Source organism: Pinisolibacter sp. DMC100 (assembly GCF_056313705.1).
This window is the reverse complement of record NZ_JBQUZT010000001.1, coordinates 1,475,683-1,496,044: the sequence shown is the minus strand read 5'-3', so window position 1 is coordinate 1,496,044 and position 20,362 is coordinate 1,475,683. Positions and strand designations below refer to the sequence as shown.

The window sequence follows — 20,362 nt, the reverse complement described above, 5'->3', positions numbered from 1 at the left end:
TCCGGTCTCGTCTTCGAACGCCGAACCCAAGTTGACATCAATGTCGCCCATACAGGATAGAGTTGAATTTTGTGTTGCCTACCCGTTCAATGCCTTCAGCGTCCGATTCGAATGGAAACTCACATGGCAGTTATCGGCTTCGAATTGAAATCCGAGCAGGTTCGTTTTTGTGTATTGCAGGGAACGCGCGTTGCGCCAACCTATGTCACCCATGGTATCCGGGACTTTCGTAATCCAGTCGAAACGCCCGAACTCATGAATTTCATGAGGCAGACCTTCACAGAGTTATTTGATCAATACGCGCCGGACGCCGTTGGCTTTCGCTTGGCGATGTCCGCGCATCCATCAATCAAGAAAGCAGAACAGTATCCGAGCCTGTATTTCAGTTACGGAATATTGAATTTGATTGCTTATGATCGACGAATACAGGCAATAATGTTTAATAATAATAGTTTTACTTCATCGTTCTTTGGAAAAAAGTCAGAAAAAGGGGAGAGAATCGATAAGAACAAGATGTGTGACGACATCCTCGGCCAGCACGCTCCGCACTGGGACGATGCAACTCGTCTTGCCGCCCTTTCCGCTTGGGGTGTCCTGAAATGATCTTACCTAGCGTTATCGTTCCACCATTTCGCCCGGAGGAACTCGCACTAAAGAAATACATCAACGTGCAAGAGATCGCCTCGGGTCAATTCGGCACCGTATATCGTGCAAGCAACATTTTCTCTGCTCAAGAAGTCGCCCTAAAAGTCATTGAATTACCTCCGGGTTCTGAGCTGTCAAAAATAATCGAATCTCGTTCGCAAAGTCTTTGTGATCACACAAATGTCGTTCGGTTCCAGTCCGGCGAAATATTTTCGGCCAATGGAAAACAGTATCTAGCCATAGAAATGGAATTCATAGCAAACGGTTCGCTTTCAGATCGCATAAAAACTGAGTTTGTGCCTGTATCAGATTCAGTATCCGTAATGAAGGATATATTGTTCGCTGTAGAAAGAGCCAACGGTCTTGGTATAATACATAGAGACATCAAGCCCGGTAACATCATGCTTTCAAAGCCGAATGCCAAACTTTCAGATTTTGGCGTTGCTTTGGACATTTCATCTGGAGCGGAAGTGTCTCCCGGACTTTTCTACCGCCCTCATGGAGCCCCCGAGACGCATGGTGCAGGCATGTTCGGTCCACAGTCAGATGTCTATTGTGCTGGGATGGCTTTATTTTCAGCAGTCAACAATATTCCGTCGATAACATTAACCTGTGGTGCGCGCATATCAGCGGCAGACTTCGATTCGGCGATCAAGAACGGCACACTTATTGATGCAATTGGATTTGAACCGTACATTCCCAATCAGGTTAAGACAATAGTTAGCCGCGCCTGCTCTCCAGATCTTTCTAGGCGGTATAAAGTAGCGTCTGAATTCCGTAATGCTCTCGAAAAGCTGAGCTTCCAACATGCGTGGGTTCCAACCGACTCAAGCCGGACGCAATGGAAGTCCAAACTCACATGCGATGCAGAGATCGTCTTGCGAACTGGAAAAAAATTTGAAGTGGACTTTCTAATTGGAGGGCGAAGGAGGAGATCAGACTGCACTGTTCATGATAAAGAAATTAGCGCAAAAAAAGCCATGTATGCACTGATCCGAAACACATCACTTCGATGAACAAGGAGGCTTCTCCATTTTGGATTCAAAAGTCTTGAGAGGAAACGTCCATATGGCAGAATATTATATATAATATTTGAAAGGCAACGGGGCGGTGGCGCTCACGGGGCCAGCCGTGAGGATTTCGCCAACAAGGTCGGCAAACCTCAGCGTCACGGGAGATCCATCGGAAAACCCGGAATTATTGTAGTTCAATTTCGTGAGCGCCAAGAGATCGTTCAAGATCGTTTCCATGCCGACCAGCCCTGACGGACGGACAACATCGATCGTCAAGGGGTTGGGCACTTCGCGACCCGGATAAGTCGCCAAGCGCGGTGTGTAGCCGACCGTCCAAAGGTAAGCCTTTCTCTCCGAGGCGATGATCGCGGTGCCTCGGAGGACCGGGTTCTGACCATAGCGATACAACTTCACCTCAGACTGCCGGCGGATCCGTATTCCGACCACCACAGTCTCGGCGGGGGCAGCACTCCTGAATCCATCCCATTCGCTGTCCGAAAACTCGATCTTTCCATGTATGAAAAGTTCTTTTGGCGCATAACCGTGGATATCCCGATAAGAGTCCACGACCATGCGCATCAACTCGGCGGCTTTATCTCGCGATAGGTGATAGGTCTTGTCGGTTTGTGAGTACCAAGGACCGACGGCTCCCCGAAATACGACGCCCTCACCCGTCGACAGAAACATCTGTGCACCACAGCATGCATTATCTGTTCCCCGAGCGTTTTCGATCTTCTTGAAGACCAGCCCGACGTAGCAGACCCCATCACGTATGTCGGCAACGCGCCAAGGGCGAGCCCCAGTCTTATAGAAGCTCGTCGTGCTAAGGTTCCACGCGACCGATGCGGGATCCTGCAGTGATCTCCTCGTCGACTCTCCCTCAGCGTCAGGGGACAATGTCGTCTCTCTCACGACTTGGAGTACCTGGCCCGTATCAAGAAGCTTCGCTTTGAGTTGATTATGAAAATTCAATTCGTATTCGTAAAGAGCAGCGGCCTCCATCTCCTCGATGAACAGAGAGCCTTTCGACAATATCGACTGAGCACCGCGTTTGCTGAGAGCGAGCGTCGACTTCTCCTGTAAGAGCTTCGGCACCCGTGACTTCGGTCTACCATAAAGAAACACCTCTTCAGGCACGACGACAAACCACAAGAGTGGCGGTCTGGCGTCTTCCTGCCGAAGATATTTTCTCACCGCCGTATCGAATAGTTCGACTGCCCTTGAAATGCCCTCGTGGCGATTTTCACTCCTGATGCGACGACTCAATTCGGCCTCATCGATCTCGACGAACGCGAACGGCTTCTCGGGCCATTCGACATTGAACACCGCCTGAAATCCCGGCCAGAGCAGCTTGTTTTCGGGTTTGCCTTTTTCCGGAGGCAGAATCGGCTTCCTGATGCCGGCGACCCAGGAGCGGTATTTCTCCGCCCCACCCGCAGTGCCGATTACTCCAACGTCCATGCGCGCGGGATTCTGGTTCGAGGCGAGGGGACCAAAGAGGAACAAGCCGTCCTTCGGATGCTCGGCGGTCTGGTTGTATCCGAACGTCAGGAGCGGCTCTTTCAGTTGGACGGTCTGATAATCCTTCATTCGCCGTCCTCCTCGTCCAAATCTGCAAGATCGTCGAGGCCATCATCAGGTTCTGGTGGATCCAGCGCATCCGCAATCAACGCCAGGTCGCTCGGAATGCGGCAGGCCGTCTTCAAGACCATCGGCTTGGCCGAGACAGAGAAGGATCCCGCGCTGCCGAGATCGATGGCGACCCGGTCATTCCCATCCCCGAAAAAGGCAGCGAACGCCTCGAGCAATTGCCGCCAATGGGGATTCCACCAGCTTCGGCAGAATCGCTTCCGCAAGCCAGAGGTCCGTTTCGGGTCATTGATGGCGGTCCTTCCATCATCCGAGAAGCAGACGTACGGCTTCAGCCTGACGACCTCGTCGCTGCCGAGGACGATTGTCATCTTCATGGCCAAATGCCAGTAGACCGAATACTTTTCACTTCGTCCGACAACCTTCTTTCGGGCTTTCTTGCCGTCCAAGGTCGTATAATTGATCCAATCTGATCCATCGATCAAACCAAGTGGGAAATAGTGAGCCACCCCCGAGGATGTCTCATATGGAATGAGCCCACGTGACTCGAGATACCCCTCGAGGTGTTGCCGCAAGAAGCTGGTGGCAATGTTCGATGCATCTTGCCGCTGAGGACTATAGGGATCGATGATCTTTCCCGACAAAAAATCATTGAATTCGACGGTCGCACGTGAAGAGAGTGTAATGCCCGACGGGGTCTCCAGTTGCAGCGCTGCAATGTCGGAGAATGTCAATATCAAAGTACCCCATAAATTTTGAGGGATTCGGCAACCTTCGAGAACTTTCTTCATTTCATCCTTTGAGCACGAATATTGAAAATAGTTCATCGCTTTTGGCAATCTGCTTATCGGCAGCAAATTCGTCATGACGGGTTCGGGTTGAAACTCAACTTCGGTTCCCACACGACCGACGGCCGATCGCCAGTTTTCGAACGCGGCCGACTGATCGGTCTCCGCACGAGGGACGCGGGCTTCCTCCAGAAGCGCCAGCAATTCGTTGAGTTTCTCGCCCCACCCTCTCGAAAAATCGATCGCGTTCAATCGATGCACCTGAATCGGAAAATCCGAGTATGAGACGTCGTCAATTCGGAGCGGAACGATGAATTCTGGGTCGCCAATCTTCTTCTTGGTCGCAGCAGCGACAGATAGCTCGTCTTGAACGCCCGACCTCTCGAGGGAAACACTATTCTTCGAGGCAACAAAAAGAAATTTGATTGCCCCCTCACTGATGGCCTCCTGAATAGTTGCCCAAAAAGGAGTGCCACCCTTCAAATCGAAGATGTCGGCCCAAACCCTATAGCCGTTGCCGACCAGCCGTGTGCCCAGCCATCTGACGAAATCGTTGTCATCAGGCGTTGCGTGACTGATGAAAACCATATCTCGCGACATTGAGACCTCGAATCGATTCCGCCAAACAATCTTGGCAGCGAAAGATCGTAGCCTAGAATCGTGCGAGCAGCGTCGTCATACTAAACGTCTGCCTCAAGCGAAAAGGCTATCCGCACCAAGCATGGCTCACGACCTGCCTTGGGGCGTTCGCGGGCACAGTGGCACGCATCTGTATGGAAGCTATTAAATAAACGAACCCGCGCTTGGAAGCTTTTGGCTATTACATAGCCCAAACATAGGCCCCATATTTCTGATAGAAATCACGCCACAATTAAAACCGCTTCGATTTGGTCTAACCGGAACTGATGTTGAGTTTCTTTATAAATGTAAACCCTATCTGCATCAACGGTCAAATTATAGCGCATCGATATGGAGCGATGTTGATACTGTGGACCATGTTTGCTTACACGCACGGTGAAATCAGGCAGTCCGGTGCTCACCTCCTGTGATCTTTCGTCCCCTGTTAACCATGGTTACGAACTCTTCAGAATTCGTTCCCGGTTTGTATTGCAACCTATCCGGGTGTCCGGCATCATTCATTCATGATTACGATATTCACCCGTCGGGCCTGGAGCCCTACCGTTCGGACGAAACCCGCAGCGTTGCGGTGTCCGTCGGTGTGCCTCGCCCGCTCACGCATCGGCTGACACCGCACCCCTGAAGGGGAGGACTCGAGAGCGGCATCCTCAAGAGCTTCTGCGATGTCTACGTCCTTCGAACTCCATCTCATCAGCGCACGTCGTGTCGACGTTTGTTCGGCGGTTGCCGCTCGTGCCGTCGCCACCATCTCGCTGCTCGCCGACCACGGTAAATGCCGTCATGGCAACCCGGTTTCCTATCTCTTTGGCGGCGTCCCCGTCGCCTTCAATGCAATCCTCAAATATTTCAAGCCAGAGGTTCGGGTCAAAAAACGTGTATTCCCTTTCATCGAGTGTCACCACGAATAGAGGCCAAGGCATCATGTATAAAAAGCCGGATCACACATCATCAATGATGCACACACAATTCAATTCACCGTCCTGAGACGCGAAGAGTGCGATCTCGGGACACGACTTCCGAGATCGCCATGACCATTCGTTTCATTTCCGACCCTTCAGCGGTCGTCCTGCATCTTCGCTGCCTCGCCGACGACATCGAAAGCCTCGTCCTCGAGGGTCGGCCTTCTGCATCGGCTTTGGCTTCGGCTCCCGTTCTCGATGATTGGGAGGCCAGCCCTCGCCTCGACGTCTGCCTCACGGGGGAGGTCAGTCGTCATCCCCGGTTCGGCATGCATTCGGAAATCGCCACTTCGGGCCTTTGGGCGATCGACGAAGCAGCCGGGTGGGCGCGGACGCTCTCTCGGTATTACCGTCTCGGTCGTCGTGTCACCTCCACGCATGGGGAGGCATGACCATGGCCAAGCGGATCTTTGATGTGATCATCGATTCCGGTGATGAATCCGGTGACGATGAATTCGCGCCCGATGCTGGTGGTGATCACCCCGGCGTCACCGCGCCTGCACGCCCTTCCGTCTCGTCCGTCTTACCCGACCTCCTGTTGGGTGCGGCCCTCGACAAGGCGACCAGACGCCGGATCGCACAGCGCGGGGCCACTTGTTTTGTCGTTATTGTGCCGTCGTCTGATTACGTCGGGGCGATCAAGAAGGCGGTTATTCACACGACGCCGTTCGGTGCCGGCACCTACCACATCGTCACCCGCGACGGCACCGAACGGCGGAGCCCGGGTGCGCTGGCAGAGGCGGAGGCGGAGTCTCTCGACGCGCTCGCCGACGGCAAGATCGTCATCGGCATCACCGCCGACGTGGCAGCGTTACCGGCGATTCTCGCCTCGGCAGCCGACGTCTCCATTCGTGTTCCCACACCCAGCGCACGCATCATTCGTCGTGTCGTGAGTGTGTGTTTGTCCGGTCGACCGCCGCGTGATTTTTGTGACGCCGACGTTTTAGGGTTGTCCTATCGACAGGTGCTGTCAGCCCTCCGTCCGACGGGGTCGGCTGCCGATGCTGCGTTTCGTCTCCGCGCCCTACGAAATACAGTGTTTCGTGTCGGGGCTGACGACCGCCTCCCCGACCTGCGTTCGATGCGGGCCTTCGGTGACGCGCGCACTTGGGGTCTGACACTGGCGCGCGACATCGCCGACGTGAGGGCGGGAAAGATCGGGTGGCGCGACGTCGACCGTGGTGTCGTTCTGCATGGCCCGCCCGGTGTCGGCAAGACTTTGTTCGCCAGAATATTGGGAAATGCCTGTGGTCTTCCGACAATCGTCTCATCCATCGGTGAGTTCTTCTCGTCGACCGACGGACATCTCGGGGCGGTGATCAAGGCCCAGCGTGACCTTTTTGCTCGCGCCAGGGCTCTTGCGCCTTGTATACTCTTCCTTGATGAAATCGATTCACTTCCAAATCGTTCGACGTTGGATTCCCACAATCGGGATTGGTGGGTGTCACTCGTCAATGACTTTCTGTCATTGGTCGACGGTGCCGTCGCGTCGACGGAGGGCATCATCATCGTCGGGGCGACAAATTCGATAGAGCGTGTGGACCCCGCCGTGCTTCGACCCGGACGTCTCGAAAAGGCGATCTTCCTCGGCCCGCCCGACGCCGCTGGCCTCGCCGAAATTCTGCATCACCACCTCGGTTCAGATCTTGTCGATACCGATCTCTTGCCGTGGACGCGGATGGCGGTGGGTTTGACTGGAGCCGATGCCATGGACGCGGTTCGCCGTGCTCGCAGGGCTGCACGCCATGAGGGTCGGGCGATCACCATCGAGGATCTGGTCGGCACCCTTTTGCCTCCCGACACGCGCGCCCCGGAAACGATTCATCGGATCGCCGTACACGAGGCCGGTCACGCTGTCTTGGCCCACGTGCAGCCGGCGACAGCCGTCTTGTCGGCGAGTCTTCAGCAGACAGCGGTCGGCGCGGGATCGGCTCGTCTACATGCGTTGCCGGACCTCGTCGATCAGGCGACGATCGATCAATTCGTAATCGCCCTTTTGGCAGGCCGCTGCGCCGAGGCGGTCCTGATCGGAACGGTCTCCTCGGGTGCAGGAGGCTCGGAAACTTCGGATTTGGCGCAGGCAACGACTATACTTTATGCAGCGCACGCGAGTTGGGGGCTTGGAAAGCAAATCCTTTTCCGTGCTGCCTTGGCTCAAGCTCCCCAACTCGGCAATTTCGATCCTGTATTGCGGCTCACAATCGAGACAGATCTTCGACGTCTCGAAGTCACGGCCCTGCGTCTCGTTCGTCGCCATCGGCGGGTAATCGAGCGTGTCGCCGCAGCCCTCGAGGCTCGTCGGTATCTGGACGCTGCCGAAATCGCCGCCCTCATTTCCTGTCGACGCCGATCACCCGCAGTCGATCGTGCAGCTTCTCTGGACCTCACTACGCAGCGGGCCAGGTTGGAGCACTGTCGAAATCTCCTAGAACAAATGGGGATTCCCCACTCGATTACAAAGCGTACCGGGAGCGATGAAACGACTTAACGCTGGGTTGCCGGTTTTTTCCAAATATTTTTGCGAATACGCTTGACACGTGCCGGAATACCCTGGTAGCCGGGTCTGGTACACGATCAGCTAGTGAAAATCCCTGGCGTATTCCTCGCCTCTGGGATCGGTCGTACGGCAGCGCTTGGTCTGCTGACGATCGATCTCGACAGAACGACCCGGCCCCTTGGTGCTCGGGTCGACACGAGGAAGATCGGTATGCCTCCTCTGTCCACCATCAGCCCTGCCGACCTCGGCCTGCATGCCAATGCGGTGCCGATGCGGAACCCGCCGTTGTGGAATCGCGGACGGGCTCTCGACGGCGTGGGTGGGGATTACAAGTGCCTTGGACGCTCGCTTTTTCGCAGCATCCTCGAATTACGGTGCCGCCGCCATCTCAGCGCCGACAAGAACGTGCTCGAATTCGCGGTCGAATCTCATCAATTGAAGTATTTCATACCTACGAGTCCGCACGATCACAGGTCCGCGATCTATACGCCCGACATCACGGTTCGTTATCGTGACGGTCGGATCGTCGTTGTCGAAGCAAAGGCGGAATTCTTCGCCAAGCAGCCATATTGGAAGAGCCACCGCCCCTTCATTCAAGAAGCCTATGAAGTCGATCATGGGATCGAATTCATCGTGAAGACGGAGTGGGATATAAATGCTCAGCCGGCGCTGTCGAACGCCGAGATCCTGTTGCGTTATCGCTATAGGTACCGCTCGGCAGACGGTGAAAACGCCCTGCGTCGCATGCGCATGGTGCTGGCGGCATATCAGCCGCCGTCCACCATCCGTGAATTGATCGCCGTTTCCGGCATTCGGAGCCCCGCCTGCCAGGATCTCGGTTTTGCCGCCCTGATGAATCTCGCTCTGTGGGGGGAGATCGATTTCGATCCGACCTTGCCCATCACCTACGAGACCCGTGTGATCTGGGGGGCGACCGAATGAACGCGCTCATCCCCTACTCATACAACTTCGTCGAGGAGAAGATCGAGCCGGTACGCTTCGATCTCAGGCAACACGACCGTGTCAAGTTCAATGAACAAGTCCATGTCGTGATGTGTCGTTACGAAAAGAAGGTTTCCTTCATCTCGATCGACACCGGGGTTCCTGTCGACCTCTCCGATCAGGAAATCGCGCGATTGTGGTGGAAGGGAGACCTCGCCTTCATCAACACGGGCGTACGTGCCGAACCGTTGGAGGGGGTCACAAGAGTTCTGACAACATCGGATACACACAAGAAGAGTTTCCATCGGAAGCTCTATTACATCAATGCGGTGATCTATGGGACGCCCGTGTCGGATGCCGGTGTCCGCCCGGGGTACGTGCTGACCAGAACCGCAAAGGGTGTGAAGCCGATCATCGATGCTGCCCACGCGGCGCTCCGTGACGGGAGCAGCGCTCCTGCGCCCAGTACGGTGCTCCGATGGTTGAATACCTACGAACGCACCGAGCGGGCTTTCGTGGCGGAAAAGCTGATCGATCGGCGGGCCTTCAACCCGGGGCGCGCCGTGACCTACCATCCGTTGGTTCGGACAGAAATACAAAACGCCGTAGCCGTATGGATGCGGTCGAACGTCAGTGTGAATCGCGCATATGCGTCGCTCTGGACGCGGCTCGATGATGCCAAGAAGGCCATTCTGGCTGAAAACCCGCAAGCAGATGTCACAAATCTCAATGCACCACACGCGAAGACGTTCGCGACGTACTGCAAGGCAGTCAATCGGTTTGCTCGAGATAGTTTCCGAGTTGGACAGCGTTGGGCAGAGTTGCGTTATCGGACCTATCAACAGACGATTCGGCCGTCTCGAGTCTTGCAAGAGGTGGAGATCGATCACGGTCTACTGGACATCATCGTCATCGGCTATGGCGGTATCTATCTCGGGCGTCCATATCTGACGTCGGTCATCGACCGTGCCAGCGGGATGATCATCGGACGGTACCTCGGTTTCGAGGCTGCATCGACGGCCTCCGTGGTGGCAGCCCTCCTCGATGCAATGTCACCAAAGGATCTGACCCGGTTCAAGGCACTCGGTGAAGCTTATCAGTGGCCCTGTTACGGCACACCCGAGTGCCTGATCGTCGACAACGGCCGAGAGTTCGTCGGGCCATCATTACAGGTGTCCTGCGAAGCTCTCGGCATATCTCTCATTACGATGCCGCCGGCCTATCCACACATGAAGGGTGGCGTCGAAAGGGCATTCAAGACCTTCAATGACGACATCCTGCACAGCCTGCCCGGTACGACCTACTCAAATTCCATAGAACGGAAGCTTTACGAGTCAGGGAATCCCGCAAGGCCCAATCTTCCGGCGGTGACGCTCGAGGAGTTGGACGGGTTGCTCCTCCACTGGATCGTCGCCGTGCACAGCAGACGCCCAACGGAAGTGCTCGGTAGCGTTCCGGGCGCGGCTCGCACGCGTATTTCGGTCTGGAATGAGAAGGTAAAGTCTTATCCGATTGCGCCACCACCCCCTGCGGATCAAATAATGGCGTTCCTTGGAGAGGTAGAAAAGAGAACAATACAAAATATTGGTATTCAGTGGAGCCATATTCACTACGACGGGCCGGGATTGGCCGCTCTGAGAGGTCACGCGGATCATCGTCTCGGTGGTGAAAAGGGTGGTGGCACCGAATACGTCTGCGTCCGCAATCCGTTGGATCTCGGCTCGATTTATGTCGTGAACCCCCACCGTCAGCACGGTGGCGTCGGGGAGCGCATCGAGGTCGTGGCGTCCCCCCGATACCGCGAGTACGCGACCGGGCTCCATCGCCACGTTCACAATGTCACCGTCACGCGGGCTCGTGAATTGTACGGAAACGAACCCGACGTCGAGGCTTTGATGCGCGTGAAGTCCGGACTCATCAAGACCGGAATCGCTTTCGTGAAGGAACGGGGGGTCAAGAAGACACATAAGCATGTCGCGAGATTCTTGGAAGGCTGCGGATATACCCGCATGGAGAGCAGCATTTCGACTTCGAATGCTCCTTTCCAGAAGGATCCCCTCGCAGAGGCGGGGTACCGGATGCCCTCTTCTGTCGTCGAGATCACGCGGGCTGATCCGAATGCGATGTCCGAGCCCCGTGTCGAGCCGGACAAGCCCCTCGGACGGAAGGGGGGACCAAAGGTGCGTTCGAAGGCGTCCAAGTTCACTGCCGCCGTCCCTCGAGACGCCGTTGACGCAGAACGGCAGCAAGCACCGTCGCTCTCCAATGACCGTGGTCCCGATCGCGTCGATCCGGATGCTCGTCGACAGAAGATAGAGGAGAGGAAGCGGGCGCTTTCGGCAAAAGCATCGCGGACACTTTCCACAATAAATCAAGAGGATTTGCGACATGACGGAGAATGATAGATCCATATACAAGACGATGTCGCGTTATGATCGCCAGTCGCAAGTCAACAGAATGGAGATACTGTCGCCACGTTACCTCGATGCGATGGAGGCCATTTCATCAATGCACTGCCCATGTCGTGGTGGCCCGCCCAGTCTTGGTACCATCGGGGCCGTCTATGGTGACCCGCGTTCCGGGAAGACCTACGCCCTCAAGAGCTATGCGAGCCGTTTTCCTCGTAAGCTCGGCGACGAGGGCATGATCAGCCCGGTCGTCTATATGGCGGTCGCCAGTGACAGCACCGTGCGAGGTGTCATGGACACTCTGGCGAAAGGACTCGGGCTGGCGGTCTCGAGCCGGATCAATACCCATGCGGCAACCGACAGGCTGATCGATACGCTACAGCAGCAGCAGGTGCAGTTGGTCATCATGGACGAATTTCATCGTATTTCCGATCATGGTGGCCTGCGAGTCGAATTGCCGTTCAGGGGGCTGCTTCGTCAACTCCTCGACGAGGCGAACATATCAATAATCGCTGCCGGAATGGGTTCGATCTACACGTGGATACGAAAGGATGGTCAACTCGAAGGACGGGGAATGCTGCCACATCACTTGATTCCCTACTACGATTACCGCAGTGAGGCGGATCGGGAGGAGTTCGAGTTGGTCTGCTCGTCGATCGATGACGCGTTGCCGTTCGTGGAGCGGTCGGGGCTCGAGGATCCGTCCTTCTGTACCTCCCTGCTCACGGTGTCGCGGGGTTCGATCGGGCGTCTCGCGGCGTTCATGCGGAGGGCAGCCGGCGAAGCCCTCACCGACAACGCCCGTGCGATCGGCGCTCGGCATTTCGCTCGCGCATGGGACCGCGTCAAGGCTCCCGGCGTGCGGGTGACTTTCAATAACCTCGATCCCGCTGATCCGCCGAAGGGTAAGGATGCTCTGGACGAGGATGACGATCCGAATTTCGCGGACCATCACGCGCCCTTCAACAGGCGGTGACGACAATGAACAGCAACCAGATACTCATCGAAAATCGACAGGCGGCTCCGATGATTCATCGGCCCGTCCTCCAAAACTACCGCATCCCCTACGAAGGGGAGGCGGCACATCGATTCTTCGAAGCGCTCGCGGACCTCAATGGCTACTATTCCCCCGCCACGATGGCTTTGCGCTTCGATCTCAACGCTCGACGGTGCGATCCGCAGGAGTGTCTCCAGTTCGTGTCGAGGCTGCCCATTTCCGATGAGGGCAAGCGTCGATTGGTGGCGGCGACCCCGAGTTTCGGTGCCGACCAACAGGTCACCCTGCTCGGGCAGACCTTCTGGCGGGACCAGTGGTCCGCGACCCCGAGGCGCTTCTGCCCCGCATGCTGGACCGAAGCCCATTATCAGAGAACTTGGTGGGATCTCCGGCAGTTTCGGTGCTGCCCGATCCATGGGCGTGACCTGGTGAGTACGGACACCGGCGACAGGGTCGTCCCTGATGACGCGTATCTGCGCATCGTATCGCCGTTCGGTCATCGAACAACCGTCGACGATATGCGCCATATTCCTGCACACACGTCCTCACTGGAGAGGTATACGCTGGAGAGAATGGGGATTTTGGATCCGCATGACTCGCCATTTCTCGATGAAATTCCAATGCTCGGAGATATTTTTGATGTTATTGATACTTTGAGAGAAGTATCAATAGAAAATAATATTCAGGAAACCGTCATAGATAGCTATGGGGTACTCGCTGGAGGTCCAATTGCACTCACGGCATTTCTCGATCGAGTGGCGATGTCAAACTTGGTGTCTGGCAAGACGCGGGCTTGGGGGTTGTTCGGGCAGACGCTGAGGGGAGTGCTCGATAGGAGATCGGGCGGGGTCTGGGAGATCTTGCGCGACGCGGTGACCCTGACTGCCAGTCGGAGAGGCGTATTCTGGAGGGGCAATCGGGCAGTTTGGCGCAGCGAAACTGTTTCCACCATTAATAGAGACAACCTCGCTCGTGAGGTTGGGCTTGATCCCCGTCTGGTCAGGCGGATTGCGGATGAGTTGGGAGTTCGTACTCGCTCCAGAGGGCCGGGTTCCAACCCCTATGAGACATTCAGCGCGGCTGACGCGAATCAGATTCGGACATTTGCCGCGTCTTTGATGAATCGAGATGAAGCTGCGAAATATTTCGGGGTCTCGCCAGCGTTGTTAACTTTGATCGTGAAGGAGGCGATCATCCTCCCCTACGCCAAGATCGTGAAGAACAGTGTTTACGCAGATCATTTCATTCGCGATGACATGGACGCTGTCTCAGAAATTGGGCGGGGTCTACCGTGGATTAATCCCGAGTCCATACCGGACGGGCACATGCGGATCGGTGATATACGCCCGACATCGCGCTGGAACCCTGCGCCCCAGTTGAAGGCGCTGGCGGCTGGCGTCGGCTGTGCCGTGGCCCGTACCGGTGAACGGTTTGGCGATATCGTACTCGATATGGCCGTTCTTTATCCGGAGAGGTTTGGCGTTGTTCGTGCAAAGCGGTCGCGGCGGAGGGCTGCCGGCGAAGGTATTTCACTGTTTCAAGCCCGGGCAATTATTGGATTGAATAATAATTCGACCCGTTGTCTCGTCGAGGCGGGGCTGATTAAGGTGCTCCGAGCCGGCTGCACTAGGTCGAAGATCTCTGAGGCTTCAGTAGAGGAGTTTTCCACAAAGTGGGCAAGCGCCAGGCTGTTTGCCGATTACGTTAATGAAACGCCGGGTGTATTTGTCGGTCGCCTCGCTGCCCGATCCATCCTACATAAAGAGATATTTATCACGCGGAACTGCCCGGCGCTGTTCATTGTAGATAGAGAGAGCGCGAAGAGGGCGCTCAACTTGAACTGTTGCCCCGACGAACAGGGAGGCGACCCGATCGTCAATTTCATGAAGGCGCTGACCCGAGAGGTTGTGGCTCGAATTAATCTCGCGCCCGTGCACGGGCTTGCTGCGTCGGCTCGCAATCGAACCATCACTTATGAGGATGCTGCCCACGAGGTGTCGATCGATGTCGTCTTCGATATGGAGGCCAAGTCGATCCGTATTGTGCGTCGTTTGGAGTCTACGCCGATCGGTTCGCCGTCGCAGATCGCCGCGTCCAGCGCCGTCGATGCGAGGTTCGAGATCGAACGGCGATTCCTTGCGCCGTTGGAATGGGGAATTACTGAGGATGCCGTAACGGTCTCGACCGAGTGGAGCCCTGTTGCGCTGGATCCAATCCACTCGGCGGAAATTGTAGAGAGGGTCGTTCCGATCTTGGCGTTCTTCAGGGCCAACTTTTCCGTTCGGCTTAGGCACCGTGGTAGGTAATGTCCAAATTTTAAAAGATGCATTCGAAATATTGTGCCACGATACCTATAACACAGATTGTTGACCCGCGCTCAAATCATTAAATATTTATTTCTCGGATGAGATCGGTGGTAATTACAAATATATTTGTAGATGAATTGATCTTCATTCTATTTTGTTGGCTCTGGAATCTCAAATTCATGACTCCATAATCTCAAATTCACGCTCAAAATCTCATAATTAAATTCTAAGTCATTGATTTTATTGGGGTAAGAATCTCACAATCACGGCTCCCCAACACCTTCGATTCGTCGATCCACCCTCGCCGCGCCTCAACCGAAGCGGAGGCGGAAGCGCCGGCGTCCGAGCACGCCCTCGCCATGGCCGGAGAAGCCGCGCAGGCGGAAGGCGAAGGTGCCGGTCTGACCATTCGAGCAGTCGACCGTGCCGCGACCCAGCCCCTCGAGGACGAAGGAAAAGCTTCCCGAGCAGCGGATGCCGCGATCGGACACGACCGCGACCGTGCCCTCGCCGTTCCAGTGGCCGGTGGTGGTGCCGACGAAGGTCTCGTCGCCGGTCTCCGACAGGCCCTCGACCGGCACCGTCAGGCCGAAGCCCGCGAGGCAGGGCACGAGCGCGACGATCGCCAGACGACGCATGAATCACTCCCGAGGCGGTCCGATCCCCGAGGAAGCGCCGCGACCGGCGCCGTCCCGGCAGGCCAGCGTGCCACTTACCACCGCAGCCGGCAACGCTCCGCCACGGGCAGGATCGAGTCGGCTGGACGAAGCAGTCGCCGCCGACGACGACCCGCGACCGGCATTTCACGTAGAGTCATGCAGCAAATGCAAGCCCGCCCCAACCATCATGCACGCATGTCGGTGTGGCATGCTTGCGTCTCTCCAGGGAATTCTGTCGTGCGTGACAAATATCGCGCAAGATTTCGCTGGGCCGTCCGACGAATTCATTCGAGTATGTATTTTCCGGCTTGCGACAGACACCGAAGTGCCGCAATCCGGTAGCAACCGGGAGGAAGCGAGGGCGCAATCAAAGACGCCCCGCACCCGCGGCGACGGCCGAAGAGCCGAACGTGTCGACGCGGGAGAAATGCAATCGAGGTCCCACGATGTCCAACGAGAAGCCGCAGACCCAGCAATACACCCAACAGGCTCCGGTCCGTCCCCAGGCCGACAGCCTCGACGCTCAGTACAAGCCGATCGGCATCTCCGCCGTGACGGCAGCGCTGCAGCCGTCGCACCGGAAGGTCGACGACGGCCAGATGGGCTGATCGTTCCTTCGGGGGCCATCGTCGAAGCACGTCGACGCGACGCAGGGAAACGGATATCGAAGGCAGCCGTCCATCCGGACATGCCTTCGTCTCCTCATCCCACGGTCTCGCCATGCTGACGATCCACGGTCTCGTCGAATCCCGCCTCGTGACGGCCGCGATCTCTTCCGCGCCGCCGCCGGAGGGCCGTGCCGTCTGGTACGATCTGATCGAACCCTCGGAAGAGGAGGATCATTTCGTCGAGGACGAGCTCGGCATCGCCGTGCCGACGCGCGACGAGATGGTCGAGATCGAGGAATCGAGCCGCCTCTACGAAGAGGGCGGCGTGCTCTACATGACGGCGCTGGTGCCGCTGCTGTCCGACACGGACACGCCGCGCGTCACGCCGGTGACCTTCGTGCTGACGACCGACCGGCTGGTCACCGTCCGCTACGAACGCCCTCGCTCCTTCGAGATCTTCCGCCAACGTGCCGAACGCGGTGCGGTCGTGCTCGCCGACGGCCGTTCGGTGCTGATCGGCCTGCTCGAGACGGTGATCGACCGGCTCGCCGACACGCTGGAACGCATCGGCGGCGACATCGAGCGGCTGTCGAACGACGTCTTCCGCCCTCGCCTGGAGCGCGAGAAGGGGCTCGAGGAGGCGATCACCGCGATCGGCCGCAGCGGCGGCACGCTGGCGCGGATCGACTCGAGCATCGTCTCGCTGACGCGGCTCTTCCACTATCTCGGCGAGGAGAACCGCCACGACCGGCTCGACCGCGACGGCCGCGCGCGGCTCGCGACGCTGGAGCTCGACGCCCGCTCGCTCGCTGAACACGTCAAGTCGATCGACACGCGGGTGAACTTCCTGCTCTCCGCGACGCTCGGTCTGGTCGGCGTCGAGCAGAACACGATCGTCAAGATCTTCTCGGTTCTCGCCGTCGTCTTCATGCCGCCGACGCTGATCGCCTCGATCTACGGCATGAACTTCCACGCCATGCCCGAACTGGACATGCCCTGGGGCTATCCCATGGCGCTCGGGCTGATGCTGATGTCGGTCGGCACGACCTTCGCGGTCTTCAAGTGGAAGCGGTGGCTGTGACCACCGCTCCTCACGAGCCCCTCGGTCGATCGATCGGCGTACGGCTCACGGGTAGAGCCGCACCTTGTCCCACGGCGCGCCGGGCGCGGCGCGGGTGAACTCGATGCGATCGTGCAGGCGGAAGGGGCGGTCGTGCCAGAACTCGATCGTCTGCGGCACCACGCGGAAGCCCGACCAGTGGGGCGGACGCGGCACCTCGCCAACGGCGTGGCGCAGGCCGTATTCGGCCACCGCCTTCTCCAGCGCGAAGCGGCTCTCGAGCGGCCGCGACTGTTTCGACGCCCAGGCGCCGATCCGGCTGGCGCGGGCGCGCGAGGCGAAATAGGCGTCGGCCTCGGCGTCGGTGACGATCTCGACGGCGCCGCGGATGCGGATTTGCCGACGCAGCGTCTTCCAGTGGAAGAGCAGCGCCGCCTTGCGCGAGGCGAGCAGCTCGACGCCCTTCTTGGATTCGAAATTCGTGTAGAAGACGAAGCCCTTCTCGTCGAATCCCTTGAGCAGGACCATGCGGACGTCGGGCAGGCCGGTGTCGTCGACCGAGGCCAGCGCCATGGCGTTGGGGTCGTTCGGCTCCTTCGCCTCGGCGTCCTTCAGCCATTGCGCGAAAAGACGAAACGGCTCTTCGGCGCCGGAAAAGTCACCCGTCGTTAACTCCGATGGGAGATCGTTCTGAAATTGGTCGGTCATCGCTTTCGGAGGAACCCTTGGCCGGTCTTCGGTCCCCAACCCTAACCGAGCTTCGTCGTCATGGCCAACGCGCTCGCGCGCGGATCGGCCGTGCGATCACGGCATCGGTCGTCGTCTGCGGGCTCGGCGCGCTCGGCGGTTGCGGCATCGTCGTGCCGCTTTCGTCGCTGATGTCGTCGTCCCCCGAGCCGCCGCCGGCGCCCGCCGAAGTCACCGGCTCGATCCCCACGACCGCCGCATCCGCACCCGCGCTCCCCGACGGCGACGCCGATTCGGTGCGTCGGGCGCTCGAGATTTCGGTGGCACGCGGCGTCGAGGCGCCGATCGCCTGGAAGAACGAGACGAACGGCCACGCCGGCACCGTCACCGCCTCGCACGCCACGCGGGCGCCCAACGGCGCCCCGTGCCGCGACTTCGAGACGACGCTGACGACCGTCTCCGGCGTCGACCTGCATTCCGGCCGGATCTGCCAGGGCTTCACCGGCGGCTGGGAAGTGCTGCGTTTCGAACGCGTCGGCGGTTGACGGCAGCGCGTCGAGCCGTCATTCCCTCTTCAATTCCATCGCGTCGCACACCACATCATGCGACGACACCACGACAATCTCCGATGGGCCGACCGCGCGTCGCGCGGGTCCGGGGACCGGAGAGCGGGAGAGGACGATGCGCAACCCCTACGACGTTCTCGGCGTCGGCAAGACGGCCGACGCCGACGACATCAAGAAGGCGTTCCGGCGGCTGGCGAAGAAGCACCATCCCGACCAGAACCGCGACGACCCCAAGGCGAAGGAAGCCTTCGCCGAGGTCAACGCCGCCTACGAGATCCTCGGCGACGCCGCCAAGCGCGGCCAGTTCGACCGCGGCGAGATCGACGCCGAGGGCAAGCCGCGCTTCACCGGCAATCCCTTCGGCGCCGGCGGCGGTCCCTTCGGCGCGGGCGGCGGACCGTTCGGCGGTCGCGGCGGCGGGCGGACCGCGCACGGCGGCGGGCCGGAGTTCGACGACTTCCTCACCGACATCCTCGGCCAGGCCTTCGGCGGCCGCGCCCGCAGCGCCGGTGCCGGCGGCAATCCCTTCGGCGCCGGCATGGGCGGCGGGCCGCGCGGCGGCGCCGGTCCGGGTGCCGGCGCACGCGCCCGCGGCGAGGACGTCGAGATCGACGTCCGCGTCAGCCTCGAACAGGTCGCCGAACGGGCCAAGATCCGTGTGGACCTGCCGACCGGCAAGACGCTCGACGTGGCGCTGCCGGAGGGCGTCTCCGACCGGCAGAAGATCCGCCTCGAGGGCCAGGGCCACCCCGGCGCGCCGGCGGGCGACGCGATCGTCACCGTGGTGTTCGAGCGCCATCCGCAGTTCCGCTGCGTCGGCCACGACCTCGAGACCGATGTGCAGATCAGCCTCGAAGACGCCGTGCTCGGCGGCCGCATCCGCGTTCCGACGCTGTCGGGCGCGGTCGAGCTCAACCTTCCCGCCGGCACGACCGGGGGCAAGGAACTGCGGCTCAAGGGCAAGGGCCTGCCGACCAAGGCGGGCGGCCACGGCAATCTCTACGTCAAGCCGCGCATCGTGCTGCCGGAGGGCGGCGATGCCGAGCTCGAGGCCTTCCTGAAGGCCCGCCGCGCGCGGTGAGGGCGGCGGCCGATCCGTTCGGTCGCCGTTCATGTGGTTTCTGCGATGATCCTCCGGAGCGTCGGGGACGACGCGACTTCGGGAACGAGGCCATGATCCGCACCATCATTCACGCCCTTTCGGTCGCAGCCCTGCTCTGGACGGTCCAGGCGGAGGCGCAGACCCGGCCGCCCCAGCCCAACCGTCCGCCGTGGCAGGACGTGTGCTGCGGCGGGCCGTGCTGCAAGCCGCGCCCCGGCCGGTGAGAGACGACAGGTGGAGACAGCCCGCGACGACTCCCCGCCCCTTCGACCGACGGCCCGCACGGCCGCCGGTCCTCGCGCCGTGGCCGTGGTCGCGCTGATCGGCGCGGTCGGCTGGGGTCTCGCGGCGTGGGAGCATTTCGTCGCGGTGCCGGCGGCGGCGAACACCGCGCGCGTCGCCTTCGCGCTCGATCTCGTCGACCGCTTCGACGACACCCCCGCCCACAAGGCCTATGTCGAGCTCGCCGCCGACATGAAGCCGTGGTGGAGCGCCATCGACGGTCTGCAGCACCGGCTGCAGGGCGCGACGAGCGACGAGGAGCGCGACCGGCTGATCGCCGAGCGCGACGCCTCGCTGGTCGCCTTCATCCAGGACAAGAAGATCGCCGAGAAGATCGACCTGCTGATCGGCTCGTTCGACACCTTCACGCGCTGCCTCGCGGCTTCGGTGTGCGACGGCGACATCGTCGAACGGTCGATTTCGATCGACGTCAAACGGATCTGGCGCACCTTCCGCCCCTGGGTCCAGCATCGCCGCGAGGTCGACGGCGACCGCGGCTACGGGCGGGATCTCGAAGAGCTCTACTTCCGCTTCGTCGGGTGACGGCGGCGCCTCGGCGGGCGTGCCGCGTCCGAAGACGTGGCGATGCCGTGCGCGATGCTTCGAGACGGGCG

Annotated in this window: 18 protein-coding genes; 14 read left to right on the top strand and 4 right to left on the bottom strand. The window is 59.1% G+C overall.

What is annotated here, in order from left to right; translation table 11 throughout:
• Nucleotides 1-123 precede the first annotated feature (123 nt).
• A complete protein-coding gene (locus ACT541_RS06915; RefSeq protein WP_476135355.1) occupies nt 124-603 on the top strand; it encodes a hypothetical protein in 480 nt (159 codons plus the stop codon).
• On the top strand, nt 600-1,661 hold the full coding sequence (locus ACT541_RS06910) for a protein kinase domain-containing protein (RefSeq protein WP_476135354.1): 1,062 nt from the start codon (nt 600-602) through the stop codon (nt 1,659-1,661). The genes ACT541_RS06915 and ACT541_RS06910 overlap by 4 nt, the downstream gene beginning before the upstream one ends.
• A gap of 63 nt (nt 1,662-1,724) precedes the next feature.
• Here ACT541_RS06910 and ACT541_RS06905 read toward each other — a convergent pair whose 3' ends face one another.
• Nucleotides 1,725-3,248 (bottom strand): argonaute/piwi family protein, encoded by a 1,524-nt coding sequence (locus tag ACT541_RS06905; RefSeq protein ID WP_476135352.1) that lies wholly within the window; start codon nt 3,246-3,248, stop codon nt 1,725-1,727.
• Entirely contained in the window at nt 3,245-4,636 is a 1,392-nt protein-coding gene (locus ACT541_RS06900) for a toll/interleukin-1 receptor domain-containing protein (RefSeq protein WP_476135350.1), read from the bottom strand. Before ACT541_RS06900 ends, ACT541_RS06905 begins: the two co-directional genes overlap by 4 nt.
• 701 nt (nt 4,637-5,337) lie before the next feature.
• Here ACT541_RS06900 and ACT541_RS06895 point away from each other — a divergent pair.
• From ACT541_RS06895 to ACT541_RS06865, 7 genes are all read left to right on the top strand, one after another.
• The gene (locus ACT541_RS06895) at nt 5,338-5,583 is read left to right on the top strand and encodes a hypothetical protein (protein WP_476135348.1); all 246 of its coding nucleotides are present in this window, start codon (nt 5,338-5,340) and stop codon (nt 5,581-5,583) included.
• A gap of 119 nt (nt 5,584-5,702) precedes the next feature.
• Nucleotides 5,703-6,026, top strand: a complete 324-nt coding sequence (locus tag ACT541_RS06890) for a DUF6634 family protein (RefSeq protein WP_476135346.1) — start codon at nt 5,703-5,705, stop codon at nt 6,024-6,026.
• A gap of 2 nt (nt 6,027-6,028) precedes the next feature.
• Nucleotides 6,029-8,122, top strand: a complete 2,094-nt coding sequence (locus tag ACT541_RS06885; RefSeq protein WP_476135345.1) for an AAA family ATPase — start codon at nt 6,029-6,031, stop codon at nt 8,120-8,122.
• A 219-nt stretch (nt 8,123-8,341) separates the two neighbouring features.
• A complete protein-coding gene (locus tag ACT541_RS06880; protein WP_476135344.1) occupies nt 8,342-9,073 on the top strand; it encodes a hypothetical protein in 732 nt (243 codons plus the stop codon).
• Entirely contained in the window at nt 9,070-11,475 is a 2,406-nt protein-coding gene (locus ACT541_RS06875; RefSeq protein ID WP_476135343.1) for an integrase catalytic domain-containing protein, read from the top strand. Before ACT541_RS06880 ends, ACT541_RS06875 begins: the two co-directional genes overlap by 4 nt.
• Nucleotides 11,462-12,457 (top strand): TniB family NTP-binding protein, encoded by a 996-nt coding sequence (locus tag ACT541_RS06870; protein WP_476135342.1) that lies wholly within the window; start codon nt 11,462-11,464, stop codon nt 12,455-12,457. The genes ACT541_RS06875 and ACT541_RS06870 overlap by 14 nt, the downstream gene beginning before the upstream one ends.
• Nucleotides 12,458-12,462: 5 nt before the next feature.
• Nucleotides 12,463-14,784, top strand: a complete 2,322-nt coding sequence (locus ACT541_RS06865) for a TniQ family protein (protein WP_476135340.1) — start codon at nt 12,463-12,465, stop codon at nt 14,782-14,784.
• 311 nt (nt 14,785-15,095) lie between these two features.
• On the opposite strand, the gene ACT541_RS06860 is transcribed toward ACT541_RS06865, so the two are convergent.
• Entirely contained in the window at nt 15,096-15,422 is a 327-nt protein-coding gene (locus ACT541_RS06860; protein ID WP_476135339.1) for a hypothetical protein, read from the bottom strand.
• A 467-nt stretch (nt 15,423-15,889) separates the two neighbouring features.
• Between ACT541_RS06860 and ACT541_RS06855 the strand changes: the two genes are divergently transcribed.
• Together ACT541_RS06855 and ACT541_RS06850 are read left to right on the top strand one after the other, a co-directional pair.
• Nucleotides 15,890-16,051 carry a hypothetical protein gene (locus ACT541_RS06855; RefSeq protein WP_476135338.1) on the top strand — a complete coding sequence of 54 codons (162 nt, stop codon included), beginning with the start codon at nt 15,890-15,892 and terminating at the stop codon, nt 16,049-16,051.
• Nucleotides 16,052-16,163: 112 nt separating this feature from the next.
• On the top strand, nt 16,164-17,132 hold the full coding sequence (locus ACT541_RS06850) for a magnesium transporter CorA family protein (protein ID WP_476135336.1): 969 nt from the start codon (nt 16,164-16,166) through the stop codon (nt 17,130-17,132).
• A 45-nt stretch (nt 17,133-17,177) separates the two neighbouring features.
• On the opposite strand, the gene pdxH is transcribed toward ACT541_RS06850, so the two are convergent.
• Complete coding sequence (gene pdxH / locus ACT541_RS06845; RefSeq protein ID WP_476135334.1) at nt 17,178-17,819, bottom strand: pyridoxamine 5'-phosphate oxidase; 642 nt, start codon at nt 17,817-17,819, stop codon at nt 17,178-17,180.
• Between the two features lie 170 nt (nt 17,820-17,989).
• Here pdxH and ACT541_RS06840 point away from each other — a divergent pair, with 170 nt between their 5' ends.
• The 3 genes from ACT541_RS06840 to ACT541_RS06830 all read left to right on the top strand — a co-directional run bounded on the left by ACT541_RS06840 (nt 17,990) and on the right by ACT541_RS06830 (nt 20,291).
• The gene (locus ACT541_RS06840) at nt 17,990-18,343 is read left to right on the top strand and encodes an RT0821/Lpp0805 family surface protein (protein WP_476135332.1); all 354 of its coding nucleotides are present in this window, start codon (nt 17,990-17,992) and stop codon (nt 18,341-18,343) included.
• Nucleotides 18,344-18,479: 136 nt separating this feature from the next.
• Nucleotides 18,480-19,445 carry a DnaJ C-terminal domain-containing protein gene (locus ACT541_RS06835; protein WP_476135330.1) on the top strand — a complete coding sequence of 322 codons (966 nt, stop codon included), beginning with the start codon at nt 18,480-18,482 and terminating at the stop codon, nt 19,443-19,445.
• Nucleotides 19,446-19,769: 324 nt separating this feature from the next.
• Nucleotides 19,770-20,291 carry a DUF4760 domain-containing protein gene (locus ACT541_RS06830; protein ID WP_476135328.1) on the top strand — a complete coding sequence of 174 codons (522 nt, stop codon included), beginning with the start codon at nt 19,770-19,772 and terminating at the stop codon, nt 20,289-20,291.
• The last annotated feature ends 71 nt before the right edge of the window (nt 20,292-20,362 follow it).

What these genes read in the sequence shown, in the direction of transcription:
- ACT541_RS06915 (WP_476135355.1), top strand. Translation starts at nt 124, where the DNA reads ATGGCAGTTATCGGCTTCGAATTGAAATCCGAGCAGGTTCGTTTTTGT.
- ACT541_RS06910 (WP_476135354.1), top strand. Translation starts at nt 600, where the DNA reads ATGATCTTACCTAGCGTTATCGTTCCACCATTTCGCCCGGAGGAACTC.
- ACT541_RS06905 (WP_476135352.1), bottom strand. Translation starts at nt 3,248, where the DNA reads ATGAAGGATTATCAGACCGTCCAACTGAAAGAGCCGCTCCTGACGTTC.
- ACT541_RS06900 (WP_476135350.1), bottom strand. Translation starts at nt 4,636, where the DNA reads ATGTCGCGAGATATGGTTTTCATCAGTCACGCAACGCCTGATGACAAC.
- ACT541_RS06895 (WP_476135348.1), top strand. Translation starts at nt 5,338, where the DNA reads ATGTCTACGTCCTTCGAACTCCATCTCATCAGCGCACGTCGTGTCGAC.
- ACT541_RS06890 (WP_476135346.1), top strand. Translation starts at nt 5,703, where the DNA reads ATGACCATTCGTTTCATTTCCGACCCTTCAGCGGTCGTCCTGCATCTT.
- ACT541_RS06885 (WP_476135345.1), top strand. Translation starts at nt 6,029, where the DNA reads ATGGCCAAGCGGATCTTTGATGTGATCATCGATTCCGGTGATGAATCC.
- ACT541_RS06880 (WP_476135344.1), top strand. Translation starts at nt 8,342, where the DNA reads ATGCCTCCTCTGTCCACCATCAGCCCTGCCGACCTCGGCCTGCATGCC.
- ACT541_RS06875 (WP_476135343.1), top strand. Translation starts at nt 9,070, where the DNA reads ATGAACGCGCTCATCCCCTACTCATACAACTTCGTCGAGGAGAAGATC.
- ACT541_RS06870 (WP_476135342.1), top strand. Translation starts at nt 11,462, where the DNA reads ATGACGGAGAATGATAGATCCATATACAAGACGATGTCGCGTTATGAT.
- ACT541_RS06865 (WP_476135340.1), top strand. Translation starts at nt 12,463, where the DNA reads ATGAACAGCAACCAGATACTCATCGAAAATCGACAGGCGGCTCCGATG.
- ACT541_RS06860 (WP_476135339.1), bottom strand. Translation starts at nt 15,422, where the DNA reads ATGCGTCGTCTGGCGATCGTCGCGCTCGTGCCCTGCCTCGCGGGCTTC.
- ACT541_RS06855 (WP_476135338.1), top strand. Translation starts at nt 15,890, where the DNA reads ATGTCCAACGAGAAGCCGCAGACCCAGCAATACACCCAACAGGCTCCG.
- ACT541_RS06850 (WP_476135336.1), top strand. Translation starts at nt 16,164, where the DNA reads ATGCTGACGATCCACGGTCTCGTCGAATCCCGCCTCGTGACGGCCGCG.
- pdxH (WP_476135334.1), bottom strand. Translation starts at nt 17,819, where the DNA reads ATGACCGACCAATTTCAGAACGATCTCCCATCGGAGTTAACGACGGGT.
- ACT541_RS06840 (WP_476135332.1), top strand. Translation starts at nt 17,990, where the DNA reads ATGTCGTCGTCCCCCGAGCCGCCGCCGGCGCCCGCCGAAGTCACCGGC.
- ACT541_RS06835 (WP_476135330.1), top strand. Translation starts at nt 18,480, where the DNA reads ATGCGCAACCCCTACGACGTTCTCGGCGTCGGCAAGACGGCCGACGCC.